Origin of the sequence: Yersinia intermedia (genome assembly GCF_900635455.1) — a bacterium.
Classification (GTDB): Bacteria; Pseudomonadota; Gammaproteobacteria; order Enterobacterales; family Enterobacteriaceae; genus Yersinia; species Yersinia intermedia.
Window position 1 is genome coordinate 4,107,330 of record NZ_LR134116.1, and the last position, 17,786, is coordinate 4,125,115.

The following is a 17,786-nucleotide window of genomic DNA, read 5'->3' on the forward strand; positions in this document are numbered from 1 at the left end:
TGCAACTGTTATCCCACTAAGTTTGGTCTAAGTGTCGAAAAAAACGCCATCAACGCCGTTTTAGCAGCAAATAAACACTGATTAGGAGGAAAAGTATACTCGGTAGCAGCGCACCAATGACCGGTGGAATGCTGTAAACCAAACTAAGTGGGCCAAAAATCTGATCCAGTACGTAGAAAACAAAACCGAAGAAGATGCCAGTAACCACCCGAACACCCATCGGCACACTACGTAATGGGCCAAAAATAAATGACAGTGCCATTAGCATCATTACCGCGACTGAGAATGGCGCAAATATCTTGCCCCACATGTTCAACTCGTAACGGTTCGATTCCTGCCCGCTTTGCCGCAGGTACTTACTGTAATCGTATAAACCACTAATGGAGAGCGAATCCGGGTTCATCGCAACCACCCCCAGTTTTTCTGGTGTCAGGTTGGTCTTCCACTCACCGGCCAAGGTCTGCGAACCTGTCACTTGCTTAGGATTGGTAAGATCAGACTCATCAACCTGCGATAAACGCCAAATATTGTCTTCATAAGTCGCAGTTGCGGCGTAACGAACTGAGAGTAGACGGTCCTGTTTATCAAAATGATAAATATTAACGCCCGTCAGTTCGTTGTCACCCGATACCCGCTGGATATAGATAAAGTCAGAGCCGTCTTTCGCCCACAGACCCGATTGTGTCGATAATAATGAACCGCCATACATCTGCTGAGCACGGAAATTGCGTGCCATCTGTTCGCCTTGCGGTGCAACCCACTCGCCGATCGCCATTGTCAGCAATACCAGCGGGATCGCGGTTTTCATCACCGACGCGGCAATTTGCATGCGGGTAAAGCCTGATGCCTGCATCACCACCAGCTCACTGCGGGTCGCCAATGATCCAAGACCGAGCAAAGCCCCCAATAGCGCCGCCATCGGGAAGAATATCTCAATATCTTTAGGGATGCTTAGCAGGGTGTACATGCCAGCGGAAACGGCTGAATAGTCCCCCTGCCCGACCTTACGTAACTGCTCGACAAATTTGATGATGCCAGATAGCGATACCAGCATGAATAACGTCATCAAAATGGTATTGAGGATAGTCCGTCCGATATAACGGTCTAATACACCAAACATCAGGCAGCACCTCTCAATCGTGCACGTAACTTACGAGCCGGCAGGCCATCCCACAGGTTCAATACCACCGCCACAGCCAGATAAGCACCGTTTACGATCCACATCCAGATAAATGGGTCCAGCTTACCGTTACCTGCATTAGAGCGCAGGGAGCTTTGTAACAGGAAGAAAATCAAATACAACAACATGGCCGGCAGCATGCTCAGAACTCGCCCTTGGCGCGGGTTGACAACACTCAGTGGCACCACCAACAACGCCATAATAATGACCGAAACAATCAGTGTCAGACGCCAGTGAAACTCAGCACGGGTATCGGGTTGATTCGCGCGCCATAGCTGTTTCATGGACATCTGTTCTGCCACATTGTTGTTTTGCTGCACTTCCTGATGGCCGATTATCGCTTGGTAATCAACAAAATCAGTGATACGAAAATCGCGCAACAACGCGGTGCCTTCATAGCGGGTACCTTTGTTTAAGATAACCACTTGCGAGCCATCTGGCCGTTCGGTCATATGGCCGCTATCAGCCACAACTACAGAAGGACGTTGATTACCGTTTGGCCGCAATTGTGCCAAAAATACACGGTTAAACTCTCTGCCCGTCACATTACCGATAAATAAGGCTGAATTGCCATCAGTTGAAGATTTAAACTGCCCACCGGCCAAGGCCGCCAAGCTTGGGTTCGCGCGGGCATCATTCAATACTTCGTCTTGATGTTTAGAAGACCAGGGTCCAAGCCAGATGGTATTAACTGCCGCCAACGCAGAAGTAAACAGCGCCAGAATCAATGCCGCCATTATCAGGGATTTTTTGCCCATGCCGCAGGCATGCATCACGGTGATTTCACTCTCCGTGTACAATTTGCCCAACGTCATCAGCAGGCCAAGGAATAAGCTCAATGGCAGGATAAGTTGTGCCATTTCCGGCACACCGAGCCCTAAAAGGGATAAAACCAGGTTTGCCGGGATTTCACCATCGACCGCAGCGCCTAATATCCGTACTAACTTCTGACTAAAGAAGATTAATAGCAGGATGAACAGAATCGCAATTTGGCTCTTAAGTGTTTCCCGTACCAGATATCTTATGATGATCACGCTAATACGCCTGTGAAAACTTGTCTTTTTGCAGGAAAATCGATAGTTTCATCGTTAATCCGCCATTTATTCTCATCATATGGCAACCTTCACAGCTAAAATAGTATTACAGCATCTAGCGTTTAGGTGTCCTATAGGAACATGCTTATAGTCGCCAAAACAAAACAACTTATGCCGTTAAGGTTAACACACGTCGTTAACACAACGGAGAGAGATCGTTGCGGAGCGCTACATTCTAGCGGTAGCCTGCGCCTTTGTCTTTAAGATTCAGGAGAGTGCATGGAGTTCAGTGTAAAGAGCGGCAGCCCGGAAAAACAGCGCAGTGCCTGTATTGTAGTCGGCGTTTTCGAACCTCGTCGTCTATCTCCAATTGCCGAACAACTCGACAAAATTAGTGATGGCTACATCAGCGCTTTATTGCGCCGTGGTGAACTTGAAGGCAAAGTCGGGCAGACGCTGTTACTGCACCATGTGCCGAATATTCTCTCCGAGCGCATCTTGTTAATTGGTTGTGGCAAAGAGCGTGAGCTTGATGAACGCCAGTACAAGCAAGTGATCCAGAAGACCATCAATACCCTTAATGACACCGGTTCAATGGAGGCGGTCTGCTTCCTGACTGAACTGCATGTTAAAGGCCGCAATACTTACTGGAAGGTGCGTCAGGCGGTAGAAACAGCCAAAGAAACGCTTTACACCTTCGATCAACTTAAAAGTAATAAAACCGAGCCTCGCCGCCCGTTGCGTAAAATGGTGTTCAATGTGCCAACCCGCCGCGAACTGACCAGCGGTGAGCGCGCAATACAACACGGTCTGGCAGTAGCATCCGGTATCAAAGCCGCTAAAGACTTAGGCAATATGCCACCAAACATCTGTAACGCAGCCTATCTGGCGTCTCAGGCGCGCCAACTGGCCGATGCATTTAGCACCAACATCATTACTCGCGTTATTGGTGAGCAACAGATGAAAGAGCTGGGAATGCACTCTTATCTGGCTGTTGGCCATGGTTCGCAGAATGAATCATTGATGTCAGTGATAGAATATAAGGGTAATCCGAACCCTGACGCTAAGCCAATTGTGCTGGTAGGCAAGGGGCTGACCTTCGACTCCGGTGGTATTTCCATCAAACCGGCCGAAGGTATGGATGAGATGAAATACGACATGTGCGGTGCTGCAACCGTTTATGGCGTAATGCGGGTGGTGGCTGAGCTGCAATTGCCGTTGAACGTAATTGGTGTATTGGCGGGCTGTGAAAACATGCCAGGTGGCCGCGCGTATCGCCCAGGTGATATTCTAACCACCATGTCCGGTCAAACCGTCGAAGTGCTGAATACCGATGCGGAAGGCCGTTTGGTACTGTGCGATGCGCTGACCTACGTTGAGCGTTTCGATCCCGAACTGGTGATTGATATCGCCACGCTGACCGGCGCGTGTGTGGTGGCATTAGGGCACCACATTACCGGTTTAATGTCGAATCATAATCCACTGGCTCATGAGCTGATTGGTGCGTCTGAACAAGCTGGTGACCGTGCATGGCGCTTGCCACTCGGTGATGAATACGCCGAGCAACTGGATTCCAATTTTGCCGATATGGCGAATATTGGTGGCCGTGCTGGTGGGGCCATTACCGCAGGCTGCTTCCTGTCGCGCTTTACCCGCAAATATAGCTGGGCGCATTTGGATATCGCCGGTACAGCCTGGCGTTCGGGCAAGAACAAAGGTGCAACAGGCCGTCCAGTCGCGTTGTTGTCTCAGTTCCTGCTAAATCGTGCAGGGCTTAACGGCGACGATTAATCATTTGATGTATTCCATTTGATACACACCCAAAGTAATTGGAGTTGCAGGTAGGTAGCAAGCAAACGCATACCGATGAGCTTATTCAAGTAGGTTAACTACAAGTAAGTGATTCGGGTGGGTGAGAGCAGCTAACAGCCCTGTAACTTCAAGTTCAAAGGGTGCAGAGAACCTATGAAAAACGCCACCTTCTACCTGCTCGAACACGACACGCCCGCCGGTGAGCTGCGCGCTCATGAAGCGTTGGCCTGCGAAATTGCGGCTGAGCGTTGGCGGGCAGGCAAGCGGGTACTGATCGCCTGTGAAAACCAGGAGCAGGCACAGCGGCTGGATGAAGCTCTGTGGCAACGGGCACCTGAGCAATTTGTGCCCCATAATCTGGCCGGTGAAGGGCCAAAATATGGCGCGCCAGTTGAACTGGCCTGGCCGGAACGGCGCGGTAATTCCCCGCGCGACCTGCTGATCAGCCTGCTACCAGAGTTCGCAGGTTTTGCCACCGCTTTCCATGAAGTGGTAGACTTCGTCCCTTACGAAGAAAATTTAAAACAGTTGGCGCGCGACCGATATAAGTCTTATCGCAGCGTCGGCTTTCATTTGACCACGGCAACGCCGCCAACTAATTGAAATAAAAAGAAAATGGAAAAAACACCTTCTAATATCGACAAAACTGAGCCATCCCTCGATAAAACATACAGCCCGCAGGAAATCGAGCAACCGCTGTATGAGCATTGGGAAAAGCAGGGCTATTTCAAGCCAAATGGCGATACCAGCAAAGAAAGCTATTGCATCATGATCCCGCCGCCGAACGTAACCGGCAGCCTGCACATGGGCCATGCTTTCCAGCAGACTATTATGGATACCTTAATTCGCTACCAGCGCATGCAGGGGAAAAATACCCTATGGCAGGCGGGTACCGACCATGCCGGTATCGCAACCCAAATGGTGGTTGAGCGTAAGATTGCCGCAGAAGAAGGCAAAACCCGCCACGATTACGGCCGCGATGCGTTTATCGATAAAATCTGGCAGTGGAAAGGCGAATCAGGCGGCACCATCACTCGCCAAATGCGCCGTCTGGGTAACTCCGTGGATTGGGAGCGTGAGCGTTTCACCATGGACGATGGCCTGTCTAATGCGGTTAAAGAAGTGTTTGTCCGCCTGCATAAAGAAGATCTGATTTACCGTGGCAAGCGCCTGGTGAATTGGGATCCAAAACTGCGCACGGCTATTTCTGATCTGGAAGTAGAAAACCGCGAATCTAAAGGTTCCATGTGGCATCTGCGTTATCCGCTAGCCGATGGTGCCAAAACTGCCGAAGGTAAAGATTACCTGGTGGTCGCCACCACTCGCCCGGAAACCGTATTGGGTGATACTGGTGTTGCAGTGAACCCGGAAGATCCGCGCTATAAGGATCTGATCGGCAAAGAAGTTATCCTGCCGTTAGTTGGCCGCCGTATTCCGATCCTCGGTGACGAACATGCCGATATGGAGAAAGGCACCGGTTGCGTGAAAATCACCCCAGCGCATGACTTTAATGACTATGAAGTGGGTAAACGTCACGCCCTGCCGATGATCAACATTCTGACTTTCGACGGTGATATCCGTGCTGAAGCTGAAGTGTTTGATACTAACGGTGAAGCTACCGATGCTTGCAGCGGTGCGATCCCAGAACAGTTCCAGGGTTTGGAGCGTTTTGCTGCCCGTAAAGCTGTTGTCGCTGAATTTGATAAGCTTGGCCTGCTAGAAGAGGTTAAGCCACACGACCTGACAGTACCTTATGGTGACCGTGGCGGCGTGGTTATCGAACCGATGCTGACCGACCAATGGTATGTACGCACAGCACCGCTGGCGAAAGTGGCCATTGAAGCGGTAGAAAACGGTGAAATTCAGTTCGTGCCTAAGCAGTACGAAAATATGTATTACTCATGGATGCGTGACATTCAGGATTGGTGCATCTCTCGCCAACTGTGGTGGGGCCACCGCATTCCAGCCTGGTATGACGAACAAGGGAAAGTGTACGTCGGCCGCGATGAAGCTGAAGTGCGCCGCGAAAACAATCTGGGCGCAGACGTGGCATTGCGTCAAGACGAAGACGTGCTGGATACTTGGTTCTCATCCGGTCTGTGGACGTTCTCCACATTGGGCTGGCCTGAGCAAACCGACGCGTTGAAAACCTTCCATCCGACCAGTGTTGTGGTCAGTGGTTTCGACATTATTTTCTTCTGGATTGCCCGCATGATCATGATGACCATGCACTTTATGAAAGATGAAAATGGTAAGCCGCAGGTGCCGTTTAAGACCGTCTATATGACCGGCCTTATCCGTGATGACGAAGGGCAGAAAATGTCCAAGTCGAAAGGTAACGTCATCGATCCACTGGATATGGTTGACGGTATTTCACTGGAAGAATTGCTGGAAAAACGTACCGGCAACATGATGCAGCCACAGTTGGCGGAAAAAATCCGCAAGCGCACCGAGAAACAGTTCCCGAACGGTATTGAACCGCACGGCACTGATGCCCTGCGCTTTACGCTGGCAGCGCTGGCCTCTACCGGCCGTGATATCAACTGGGACATGAAACGCCTGGAAGGCTATCGTAACTTCTGTAATAAGCTGTGGAACGCGAGCCGTTTCGTGCTGATGAATACTGAAGGGCAGGATTGCGGGCAGAATGGTGGCGAAATGGTGCTATCACTGGCTGATCGCTGGATTCTGGCTGAATTCAATCAAACCATCAAAGCCTACCGTGAAGCGATGGACACTTACCGCTTTGATCTGGCGGCGGGTATTTTGTATGAGTTTACCTGGAACCAGTTCTGTGACTGGTATCTGGAGCTGACCAAGCCGGTGATGAACAGTGGTTCTGATGCTGAGCTGCGCGGTACCCGTCATACCCTGATTGAGGTGCTGGAAGCATTGCTGCGTTTAGCGCATCCAATCATTCCTTACATCACTGAAACCATCTGGCAGCGGGTTAAAACCCTGAAAGGCATTACAGCAGATACCATTATGTTGCAGCCTTTCCCAGAATATGATGCCAGCCAGGTCGATGAAAAAGCCCTGAGTGATTTGGAATGGATCAAGCAAACCATCATTGCGGTGCGTAATATCCGTGCAGAGATGAACATCGCGCCAGGTAAGCCGTTGGAAGTCATACTGCGTGGTGCCAGTGCTGAAGCTCAGCGCCGCGTGTTGGAAAACCAGAGTTTCATCCAGTCGCTGGCACGCTTGTCCTCCCTCACGCTGCTCGCTGACGGTGATAAAGGCCCTGTATCGGTGACCAAACTGGTTGAAGGCGCAGAAGTGCTGATCCCAATGGCGGGCTTGATCGATAAAGCTACTGAGTTGGATCGTTTGGCGAAGGAAGTCGCAAAACTGGAAGCCGAGATTGAGCGTATCGAAGGCAAGCTGGGTAACGAAGGCTTTGTGGCGCGTGCGCCTGAAGCGGTGGTCGCCAAAGAGCGTGAAAGAATGGCGGCCTGCGCTGAAGCTAAACAGAAGTTAATTGAGCAGCAGGCAGTCATCGCAGCTCTGTAATTAACTCAGACCACGATAGCCAGATAAGAACAGCGGGCTAATTATTTACCCGCTGTTTTTTTATCATTGCATTAATTCAGTGTCATAGCCTAAATAATTCAAGTTGTAGGAAGGTGGCAAGCGAGATCATCCCGATGAGCTTACTGGTAGTAAATGATTCGGGTTATTGAGTGTAACCAACGCACATACAGCTTGAAGTATGACGGGTATAGATGGTATTACAGATTATTACTATGTTATTACCCATCGGTTTATAGAGTAATACGCCATGACCACTGCCACACCTATCCGCCTGCTGGTGCGCCCTATCACCGTCGCAGACAATCTTGCTATTGCCAATGTTATCCGTGATGTTTCGGCTGAATTCGGCTTGACCGCAGATAAAGGCTATACCGTGTCTGATCCTAATCTGGATCACTTATTTGAGCTGTATAGTCAGCCACGTAGCGCTTACTGGGTGATCGAGGTGGACGGTAATATCGCTGGCGGCGGCGGCGTAGCGCCGTTGTCAGGTGGCGAAGCCGATCTGTGTGAATTGCAGAAAATGTATTTCCTGCCCATATTACGCGGTAAAGGTTTGGCAAAGCAGTTGGCGTTACAAGCGTTAGCTTTTGCTCGTCAGCAGGGCTTTGGCCGCTGCTATCTGGAAACCACCGCCAGCCTGACCAGCGCCATTGGCTTATATGAGAAACTGGGTTTTGAGCATATTGACTGTTCGATGGGCAATACTGGCCATGTGGACTGCGAAGTGACGATGCTGAAAAAACTGTGATTATTCAGGGCGCATAACGCACCCTGATAGTATTAGCTGGAAAATGCCGCTAACACCGCTATAGCGTCAAGCACCAAAGCAATTACCCAAAGTCATTGGCGCTATAGCAAGGCAGCAAACGAGCAAATCCCGATGAGCTGACACAAGTCAGTGATTCGGGTGAGTGAGTGCAGCTAACACCGCTATAGCGTCAAGGACGAAGGGTAATTTAGTGGCGCTTACCGTCGTCGTCTTCATCCACCAACTCTTCATCGCCGAAATCACCGTCTTCGTCATCTTCGGCGTTCGGGTCTTCGTAGTAGGTGCCCCAACCATCGTAGTTAACGCCACAGGTCTCAGCCAGGGCAATCAGTTGTTCAACCTGTGCATCAATGATTTCAGCATTTAGCGCAACTTCACTGATCACGTCACAGCACATCACTAATGAGCCATCTTCCACTTCCAGCTCTTCAGCATCTGTTACTTCATAACCCAGCTTGAATGCTTCAACGGCAGCCTTCTCCAGCACCTCGAACTTCTCAGCAGACAGGTGATGTTCGATGGTGTATAGCGCATCTGGATCACTGCCATCTTCCAGCAGTTCTTCGATGATCAGGCGGGTTTCGTCACGTTGTTCGTCCAGCATTTCGCGGTTTGCCATGCCTTTATCCTCAGTCAATGGGCTTTGTATGGTGCTATTTTCCCACACCCACGCTAATGCCTCCACTATAAACGAGAAAGATTTATTGATTAGGGTTGTAATTGAATATTTATACGTATAAATTGAATTTAAATTCACATTGAAGTTCAATTAATCCCCTAATAATTGGTGTTGTAGTCAGACAGCAAGTATGAAGGGCAAATGGAGATGAACAGATGAGTCAGTTCTATAAACGTCACTTTCTGAGGTTACTGGATTTTACCCCCACCGAGATTACGGCCCTGCTGGATCTGGCTGCTGAACTCAAGCAAGCCAAGAAATCAGGCCGTGAGCAGCAAAAGTTGGTAGGTAAGAATATCGCGCTCATCTTCGAAAAAGACTCGACTCGTACTCGATGCTCTTTCGAAGTTGCCGCATATGATCAAGGTGCTCGCGTGACTTACCTCGGCCCAGGTGGGAGCCAAATTGGGCATAAAGAATCAATTAAAGATACCGCCAGAGTGCTAGGGCGCATGTATGACGGTATCCAATATCGCGGCCACGGCCAGCAAATCGTTGAAACATTAGCCGAATTTGCCGGTGTTCCGGTATGGAATGGTCTGACAAATGAATTTCATCCAACCCAGTTACTGGCTGATTTGCTGACCATGCAAGAGCATTTACCAGGTAAAGCGCTGAGTGAAATGAAATTTGCCTATCTTGGTGATGCACGTAACAACATGGGTAACACCATGCTGGAAGCAGCGGCGCTGGTCGGGATGGATCTACGCCTGGTTGCACCAAAAGCATGTTGGCCAGAGGCTAATCTGGTGGCGGCTTGCCGGGCGCAGGCACAGAAAACGGGCGGTAAAATCACGCTGACAGAAGATATTGCCGAAGGGGTAAAAGGCGCTGACTTCCTGTATACCGATGTTTGGGTGTCAATGGGTGAGCCAAAAGAGGTGTGGCAAGAACGTGTTAGCTTACTGAAACCTTATCAGGTCAACATGGCGGTGGTAAAACTCACCGGTAACCCGCGGGTCAAATTCCTGCACTGCCTGCCAGCATTCCACGATGACCAAACTACCGTAGGCAAGCAAATGGCCGAACAGTATGATTTGCCCGGTGGAATGGAAGTTACCGAAGAGGTGTTTGAATCCACCCATAGCATCGTATTTGATCAGGCAGAAAACCGCCTGCATACCATCAAAGCAGTGATGGTCGCCACATTGGGCCAAGACTAAACATAACAGAGCCGATCATCTGATGTATCGGCTTTTAATTATTTTCACAACAAATCAATAAGCGTTATTGGCGCAGGCAAATTGAGTGCGGACAGTGCGCAGCCAACGGAGCATACACGGAGTATGTGACGGCGGCGAGCACTGCCCGAAGCTCAAGCTGGCGAGTGAAATAGCTTATTTTACAGATATCTTCACAACCGCTTTGCGCACATTAGCCGGTTCCCCCACCGCACACAGTGGTTTATGTACTTCACCTGGGTAAAACACCACAAAATCACCGGTCTGCATGACAAACAGCTTCTCATCAACACCCGCCGGTAGAAAGGCAATGTCTTTGTCCGCCAACCAGTCAGTATCCGGCTTACCGGCAGGCTGATTACTGAATGTCATCCCCTCGACGCCCGCCAAAACAATCTGAATATCCAGATATTTAGCGTGGTATTCCGCACGGCGATTTTCCAGATAATCCGTGCAGTCATTGGAGATCAATACGAAGAGATTATTGCCATCGATATCATGCTTACCCAATGGGGTTTCTGCGGTGATATGGCTCTTCACATATTCAATAGCTTCTTTTAATTGTGCAGGCAGATAAGGCAACAATTCCAAATGGTGAATATTTCCGGTAATCATGGCTTTCCCTTTGGGGTGAATAAAATGAAATAACGTTTCATTATAACTAATTCATCCCTCATTGTGTGGGAAGCGTTTAACATTTATTTATCTGGAATAAAGATTGTGCTGCTGCTGGGCGAGTTAATAATCATTACTTTTTTGTAATATTTCTTTATCACTAATTGTTATAACAAATAACTGTTGAGACTTTGACCACAGACAGGAAAGCCACTATCGTGAGAAACTGCGATGAAATAGTCGAAAAAACAATAATTTCCTAGCGATGTTAACTATCTATACTGGCTATTAACGCGAAAAATATTCGTGGTTGTAGCCCATTTCGGGGAGTCACAATGAAAGCTAAAATTCTGTCATTATTGGTTTTGACAGCACTATCTGGTAGCGCACTTGCAGCAACGCCGCCAGATACTCTGGTTGTAGTGCAATCCCTGGATGATATCGTCAGTCTTGATCCGGCTGAAAGTAATGAACTGTCGAGCATTCAGACGGTTCCGAGTCTCTACCAGCGTCTGGTACAGGCTGATCGCGATAATCCGGCAAAAGTAGTGCCGATCCTTGCTGAAAGTTGGCAAGGTGATGCCGCAGCCAAAACCCTGACGGTGAAATTACGCCCTAAGGCTGAGTTTGCTTCTGGTAACCCAGTGCAGGCCGATGACGTGATTTACTCCTTTACCCGTGCGATAAAAATGAACCGTTCACCAGCTTTCATCCTTAATGTACTGGGCTGGGACGCAAGCAATATCGATCAACATCTGAAAAAGATTGATAACAAGACCGTGCAACTGAGCTGGAGCGCCGATGTTAGCCCTGCGGTTGCTCTGAATATCTTATCAACCCCAATCGCCTCAATTGTTGATAAGAAAGCCGTCACCGCCAATGTAAAAGAAAATGATTATGGCAATGCCTGGCTGAAAATGCACTCAGCCGGTAGTGGCCCATTCAAAATGCGGGTGTATCAGCCGCACCAAGCCATTGTGCTGGACGCCAACCCGACATCTCCGGGTGATAAGCCGCTGATTAAAAATATTATTATCAAGAACGTACCGGACCCAAGCGCCCGCCGCCTGTTGATTCAGCAGGGTGATGCGGATATTGCCCGCGAATTGGGGCCAGATCAGACAGCCGCGCTGAAAACGCAAGCCGGCGTCAAGGTAGTTGAGATCCCATCAGCGGAACAAAACTATTTGGTTTTCAATACGGCTAATCCCGCTAACCCATTACTGAGCAAACCCCAATTCTGGCAGGCTGCCCGCTATTTGGTTGATTATGAAGGGATTACTAAAGATCTGCTGAAAGGCCAATATTTCGTGCATCAAAGCTTCCTGCCGGTTGGTTTACCGGGCGCACTGGAAAGCAAGCCTTTCACCTTTGATCCGGCTAAAGCCAAAGAGATTTTGGCCAAAGCAGGTATTAAAGATGCCACATTGACACTGGATGTTGAGAACAAACCACCGTTTATCACTATCGCTCAGTCGTTACAGGCAAGTTTTGCCCAAGGTGGCGTGAAACTGGTGTTACTGCCAGCAGCAGGCAGCCAGGTGTATGGCCGAGTTCGAGCCAAACAACATCAGTCTGCTATCCGTTTGTGGATCCCGGATTACTTCGATGCGCACTCCAATGCCAGCGCCTTTGCCTATAACGACGGCAAAAGCAGCACCGTTGCGGGTTTAAACGGTTGGGTTATTCCTGAGCTGAATAAACAAACATTGGCCGCCGTTGCAGAAGCCGATCCGGCAAAACGCACTGCGCTCTACACCCAGTTGCAACAAGAGCTGCAACAGAACTCGCCTTATATCTTTATTGATCAAGCCAAAGCACAAGTTGTGCTGCGAGATAACGTAAAAGGCTATCAGCAAGGTCTGAATGCGGATATGGTCTATTATGACCGTGTCAGCAAATAGCCTATTCCCTGCGTACTTGAAGTTGCAGGGTTGTTAGCTGCGCGAACTCACCCGAATCACTTACCAGTGTAAGCTCTCGGGACTCGTTCACTTGCCGCCTACCTGTAACGCCAAGTTCTTGGGCATAGCTGGTTGATAAATTTATTTGTGAAATAGTGAGTTGCTAGTTGATGTCTGTCGCACTAAATAATACGCCGGGATCCCCATCCCGGCGTCGTCTTTGGGGGTTTTTACAGGGTTTATTTACTCTGGCCCTGACCTTATTCGGTCTACTGGTAATTACCTTTTTCCTCTCGGCGCTGTCGCCAGTGGATCGGGTATTACAAATTGTGGGTGACCACGCCAGTGAGGCTACCTATCAACAAGTTAAACACCAACTTGGGCTGGATCAGCCATTACCAGTACAGTTCTGGCACTATTTGGTGCGGCTGCTCCATGGCGATCTGGGTACTGCCAGTGCCAGCGGCCAACCGGTGTTACAAGATCTGCTGACGGTTTTCCCCGCCTCGTTAGAGCTGGCCACCTTGTCCTTAGTGATTGGCGCAGCACTGGGCGTTATCCTCGGCTTATTGTGCGCCCGCTGGGCAGGCAGCAAGCTGGATGCCACTATTCGCTTTATTACCCTGCTGGGTAACTCGGTACCTATCTTTTGGCTTGGCCTGCTGATGTTGCTGCTGTTTTATGCGCGCTTGCAATGGAGCCCAGGCCCCGGCCGCCTTGACGATATTTATCAATATACCGTGGAAGCGAAGACGGGGTTTGCGCTGATCGACACCTGGCGCTCCGATGATACCGGTGCCTTTAGTAATGCCATTGCCCACTTAATTTTGCCGGTTTCCCTGCTTTCTTATTATGCCCTGGCCAGTATCACCCGCCTGACCCGTTCAGCCTGCCTGAGCGAGTTGAATAAAGAGTACATTACATTGGCAAGAGCGAAAGGCGCGGGTGAAATGCGAATTCTGCTGATGCATGTGCTACCCAATATCCGTGGTACGTTGCTGACTGTGATTGCACTGGCCTATACCAGTATGTTGGAAGGCGCGGTGTTAACTGAAACCGTCTTTGCCTGGCCGGGTATTGGCCGCTATCTGACCAGCGCTCTATTTGCCGGCGATACCACCGCGATTATGGGCGGGACACTGCTGCTAGGTATCTGCTTTATTTTGATTAACAATGTGACGGATCTGTTGGTCCGCCTGCTGGATCCGAGAACGCGCTGATATGTCGATGATAACCTTCTGCCACGCGCTAAAGCGTTCCCCCTCCACCAGCATTGGGCTGTTTATTCTCTCCTCACTGGTGATCATTGCGATTTTCGCCCCGTGGTTAGCGCCACAAGATCCCAACTGGCAAAACGCAGCCGACCGTTTATTACCGCCGGGTGCACACCACTGGCTCGGTACTGACAGTTATGGCCGCGATATGCTGTCGCGCCTGATTTACGGCACCCGCCCAACCTTAGGGCTGGTACTGTTGGTTACCGTGATCACACTACCATTGGGGTTGCTGGTCGGCGTGCTGTCCGGTTATTACGGTGGCTGGCTCGAACGCATTTTGATGCGCATCACTGATGTAGTGATGTCGATGCCACGGCTGATTCTGGCCTTTGCCTTCGTGGCGATGCTCGGCCCCGGTTTGATTAATGGCGCATTGGCATTGGCACTGACTACCTGGCCGGCCTATGCCCGTCAGGCCAGAGCCGAGATCCAATTATTACGCAAAAGTGATTATCTGGCCGCCGCTGAAATGATGGGAATTAAAGGTCTTCGGCTGCTGTGGGGCCATATTTTACCCATGTGTCTTCCCTCGGCGGTGGTGCGTCTGGCGCTGGATTTAGCAGGCATTATTTTGGCCGCTGCCGGGTTAGGTTTCCTCGGCCTGGGTGCCCGACCGCCGATGTCCGAATGGGGATCAATGGTTGCCGACGGAATGCAGGTTATCTTCGATCAATGGTGGATCGCCGCCATTCCAGGCTGCGCCATTTTGCTCAGCAGTATGGCTTTTAATCTGTTAGGCGATGGCCTGCGCGATATTTTGGATCCTCACCATGACTGATAAAATTTTCGCCGTTGAAGGCTTGAGTGTCGACTTTAAACAACAGCGGGTGGTGGATAATATCTCTTTCCAGCTTGGCCATGAGCGCGTCGCTCTGGTTGGTGAATCTGGTTCCGGTAAATCTATTACTGCCAGAGCATTGATGGGATTAGTCCGCTCACCGGGCAAAGTCAGCGCCAAAAAGCTGAGTTATTACTCTGACAATACCGATGCACAAGGAAACCCCGGTAAGATCGTCGAACACGATTTGACATCCCTCAAGCCGAAACAGTGGGGTGCGTTACGTGGCAGTGAAATTGCTATGGTGCTGCAAGACCCCCGCTACGCACTGAATCCGGTGCGAACCGTGGGTAAGCAAATTGAAGAATCCTTGCTGTTACATAATGCCCTTTCAGGGGCTGATGCTCATGAGCGGGTATTAAACGCACTGGCCGCCGTTGGGCTGAATGAAGGTGCTTATCACAGCTATCCCGGCCAACTCTCCGGCGGAATGGGCCAGCGGGCGATGTTAGCTATAGCGTTGGTGAATAACCCTCGAGTATTAATTGCCGACGAACCAACATCAGCCTTAGATGCCAAACTGCGTAATCAAATTCTTGAATTGATTGTTGAACAAACCGAGCAGCGCAATATGAGTTTACTGTTGATAAGCCACGATTTGCCGTTGGTCGCTGAGCATTGCCATCGCGTGCTGGTGATGTATCAAGGGAAACTGGTCGATCAGGGGGCGGCGGCAGATTTACCTTATTCAACTCATCCTTATACCCATACGTTATGGGCTTGCCGCCCGAATGCCGGCACCTATGGCACTGACTTGCCAGTATTAGATCGCAGCGCTGATTTCTCTGGAGGTTCCCATGGCACTGATTGAAGTCAATAATCTTCGGGTCAGTTTCCCTCAGAAGAATCAGGTAAAAACAGCGGTTGAATCCGTAAGTTTTGCGGTTGAAGCGGGTGAAACCTTCAGCCTGATCGGTGCATCCGGTTGTGGTAAATCCACCGTATTACGCACTCTGGCCGGTCTACAGCGAGAATGGCAAGGAGAGATAACCTTGCTGGGTACACCGTTACGGCCAGGGCACCGTTTCACCGGCCAACTGCGTAAAGATGTGCAGATGGTGTTTCAAGACCCTTATGCCTCGCTGCACCCTCAGCATAATATCCAGCGCACACTGGGTGAGCCATTAAAGATTCATGGTGAAAAGAATATCCAGCAGCGAATTGTCAGTGCATTAGAGCAAGTAGGTCTGCCTGCTTCTGCCGCCCAGCGTTACCCTCATCAGTTCTCTGGCGGCCAGCGCCAACGTATTGCTATTGCCCGCGCCTTGCTGCTACGCCCTAAACTGTTGTTGTTGGATGAGCCAACCTCGGCGTTAGATATGTCAGTGCAGGCAGAGATCCTCAATTTGCTCAATCACTTGAAACGCGAACATGGCATGACATATTTATTGGTCAGCCACGACAGCGATGTGGTGGCCCATATGTCTGAACGCGCGGCCCTGATGGAGAGCGGGAAGATAGTAAGAGAGTTTACCCGGCAGGATTTAGAGCTGGCTGAGCATTTTATGGGATAGCGTTTTGCCGTTCACTCGTGGGTTAAGGTTTGGTTGATAGAGTTGATCGGATCACTGTTTCAGTTGATTCGGTGCTCAGATTCGGTTGTTAGAGTAGATCGGATCACTGTTTCGGTTGATTCGGTGCTCAGATTCGGTTGTTAGAGTAGATCGGATCACTGTTTCGGTTGATTCGGTGCTCAGATTCGGTTGATAGAATAGATCGGATCACTGTTTCGGTTGATAATCATTCAGCGCTCACTTAATTTCCGCCGCTTCAACCGAGTTAAGGCCCATAAGCGTGGGCCTTAACAATCCGCGCTTGCGCACGTATCGCTGGCCTGCTGCGCAGGTACCCTCGGTTCATCACTTCGCTGGCGGGACGGTGTGATTCGCATCCATGCTCAAGCACACCTCAACCCGCCATCCTTGGCGGGTTGCCCTTGCAACACTCTTCACTCGGCTGCTCAAATGTGCTTTTAAACATCAAAACCTAAAGAAAAGGTTTTGATTTTGACGTTGGGCGCAATCAGGAATATTGCCGACAAAGATTGCAGGCCGAATGAGCCGCATGGACGCGGCGAAAGGGGCTGTCGAGCTGGGAGCGAGTCGGCCCCGGTTCGATTAGCCTGCAAGCGGCCGGAGGGCATGGCGAAGCCACAATATTTCGCGCAAGCGCGGGATTCCACAAGGGGGCGCGCCCGCCCCCTTTGGCGGTTGAGGCGACTAAGGCTAGGTTAACCGTAAAGTTATAACAACCGAATCCGAGCACCGGATCAACCAAAATAATGATCCGATCTACTCCAACAACCAAATCAACCAAAATAATAAACCGGATCACTTACCACCAGGACGAGTGACTAAAACCCCTTAACCAACCCCACCACACCCTGAACATAACGATCTAAAGTATCTTCAGACATCTCATTTGCCCCCTGCACCAAAAACGGTGGCAAATAATCCATCCCGGTCAGGTTCGCCATCGCATGGAAGGGTAATAACAGATCCAACGCCGGATAACGGTTATATCCTTGTGGCGTATAATCCTGTGCCTTCCCACCCGTGGAAACCACCAACTGCAACGGCTTACCCTGTAGCTTATTGCCACCACTGCCGTAGGCAAAACCATGAGTTAATACCGCATCCTGCCATTCACTTAAAATAGCCGGTGAGCTGTACCAGTAAAACGGAAACATCATCACAATCACATCATGTGACTTCAACAACTCCTGTTCCCGCACCACATCTATTTGAAAATCAGGGTATTCACGCATCAATTCATGCACCGTGACATTCGCTAATGGGCGGATTGCCTCTATCAACCGACGGTTAATACGAGACTCATCTGGGTGACGATGGGATGTTAAAACTAAAATACCGGACATAGCGTTTTCTCCAACCAATTTGATAACCTTATTTTTTCATTTTCCGGCAGGCAGGTGTAGGCTGCTATCAGTCACATTAATT

15 protein-coding genes are annotated in these 17,786 nt (G+C 50.0%); 10 read left to right on the forward strand and 5 right to left on the reverse strand.

What is annotated here, in order from left to right; all coding sequences use genetic code 11:
* Nucleotides 1–49: 49 nt before the first annotated feature.
* Nucleotides 50–1,120, reverse strand: a complete 1,071-nt coding sequence (gene lptG / locus EL015_RS18735) for an LPS export ABC transporter permease LptG (RefSeq protein ID WP_032906666.1) — start codon at nucleotides 1,118–1,120, stop codon at nucleotides 50–52.
* Nucleotides 1,120–2,214, reverse strand: a complete 1,095-nt coding sequence (gene lptF, locus EL015_RS18740; RefSeq protein ID WP_005186603.1) for an LPS export ABC transporter permease LptF — start codon at nucleotides 2,212–2,214, stop codon at nucleotides 1,120–1,122. Before lptF ends, lptG begins: the two co-directional genes overlap by 1 nt.
* 279 nt (nucleotides 2,215–2,493) lie before the next feature.
* Here lptF and pepA point away from each other — a divergent pair, with 279 nt between their 5' ends.
* The 4 genes from pepA to EL015_RS18760 all read left to right on the forward strand — a co-directional run bounded on the left by pepA (nucleotide 2,494) and on the right by EL015_RS18760 (nucleotide 8,311).
* On the forward strand, nucleotides 2,494–4,005 hold the full coding sequence (pepA, locus tag EL015_RS18745) for a leucyl aminopeptidase (protein ID WP_005186600.1): 1,512 nt from the start codon (nucleotides 2,494–2,496) through the stop codon (nucleotides 4,003–4,005).
* 174 nt (nucleotides 4,006–4,179) lie between these two features.
* A complete protein-coding gene (locus tag EL015_RS18750) occupies nucleotides 4,180–4,629 on the forward strand; it encodes a DNA polymerase III subunit chi (protein WP_005186594.1) in 450 nt (149 codons plus the stop codon).
* Between the two features lie 12 nt (nucleotides 4,630–4,641).
* A complete protein-coding gene (locus EL015_RS18755; protein WP_042568663.1) occupies nucleotides 4,642–7,539 on the forward strand; it encodes a valine--tRNA ligase in 2,898 nt (965 codons plus the stop codon).
* 268 nt (nucleotides 7,540–7,807) lie between these two features.
* Nucleotides 7,808–8,311, forward strand: coding sequence for a GNAT family N-acetyltransferase (locus tag EL015_RS18760; RefSeq protein ID WP_005186590.1), 504 nt, complete (start codon nucleotides 7,808–7,810; stop codon nucleotides 8,309–8,311).
* 208 nt (nucleotides 8,312–8,519) lie between these two features.
* Here EL015_RS18760 and rraB read toward each other — a convergent pair whose 3' ends face one another.
* Nucleotides 8,520–8,951 (reverse strand): ribonuclease E inhibitor RraB, encoded by a 432-nt coding sequence (gene rraB / locus EL015_RS18765; RefSeq protein ID WP_032906663.1) that lies wholly within the window; start codon nucleotides 8,949–8,951, stop codon nucleotides 8,520–8,522.
* A gap of 215 nt (nucleotides 8,952–9,166) precedes the next feature.
* On the opposite strand from rraB, the gene argF reads away from it, so the two are divergent.
* A complete protein-coding gene (gene argF, locus EL015_RS18770) occupies nucleotides 9,167–10,174 on the forward strand; it encodes an ornithine carbamoyltransferase (RefSeq protein ID WP_005186588.1) in 1,008 nt (335 codons plus the stop codon).
* Nucleotides 10,175–10,348: 174 nt separating this feature from the next.
* On the opposite strand, the gene EL015_RS18775 is transcribed toward argF, so the two are convergent.
* Nucleotides 10,349–10,807, reverse strand: coding sequence for a NanQ anomerase/TabA/YiaL family protein (locus tag EL015_RS18775; RefSeq protein ID WP_005186587.1), 459 nt, complete (start codon nucleotides 10,805–10,807; stop codon nucleotides 10,349–10,351).
* Between the two features lie 335 nt (nucleotides 10,808–11,142).
* Between EL015_RS18775 and EL015_RS18780 the strand changes: the two genes are divergently transcribed.
* From EL015_RS18780 to EL015_RS18800, 5 genes are all read left to right on the forward strand, one after another.
* Nucleotides 11,143–12,711: an ABC transporter substrate-binding protein gene (locus tag EL015_RS18780; protein ID WP_005186586.1), complete on the forward strand. Its 1,569-nt coding sequence runs from the start codon at nucleotides 11,143–11,145 to the stop codon at nucleotides 12,709–12,711.
* A gap of 170 nt (nucleotides 12,712–12,881) precedes the next feature.
* Nucleotides 12,882–13,931 carry an ABC transporter permease gene (locus EL015_RS18785; protein WP_005186585.1) on the forward strand — a complete coding sequence of 350 codons (1,050 nt, stop codon included), beginning with the start codon at nucleotides 12,882–12,884 and terminating at the stop codon, nucleotides 13,929–13,931.
* A 1-nt stretch (nucleotide 13,932) separates the two neighbouring features.
* The gene (locus EL015_RS18790; RefSeq protein WP_005186584.1) at nucleotides 13,933–14,766 is read left to right on the forward strand and encodes an ABC transporter permease; all 834 of its coding nucleotides are present in this window, start codon (nucleotides 13,933–13,935) and stop codon (nucleotides 14,764–14,766) included.
* Nucleotides 14,759–15,637, forward strand: coding sequence for an ABC transporter ATP-binding protein (locus EL015_RS18795; RefSeq protein WP_032906662.1), 879 nt, complete (start codon nucleotides 14,759–14,761; stop codon nucleotides 15,635–15,637). Before EL015_RS18790 ends, EL015_RS18795 begins: the two co-directional genes overlap by 8 nt.
* Complete coding sequence (locus EL015_RS18800; protein ID WP_032906660.1) at nucleotides 15,624–16,340, forward strand: ABC transporter ATP-binding protein; 717 nt, start codon at nucleotides 15,624–15,626, stop codon at nucleotides 16,338–16,340. The genes EL015_RS18795 and EL015_RS18800 overlap by 14 nt, the downstream gene beginning before the upstream one ends.
* 839 nt (nucleotides 16,341–17,179) lie before the next feature.
* Here EL015_RS18800 and EL015_RS18805 read toward each other — a convergent pair.
* Nucleotides 17,180–17,704 carry an NAD(P)H-dependent oxidoreductase gene (locus tag EL015_RS18805; RefSeq protein WP_005186573.1) on the reverse strand — a complete coding sequence of 175 codons (525 nt, stop codon included), beginning with the start codon at nucleotides 17,702–17,704 and terminating at the stop codon, nucleotides 17,180–17,182.
* Between the last annotated feature and the right edge of the window lie 82 nt (nucleotides 17,705–17,786).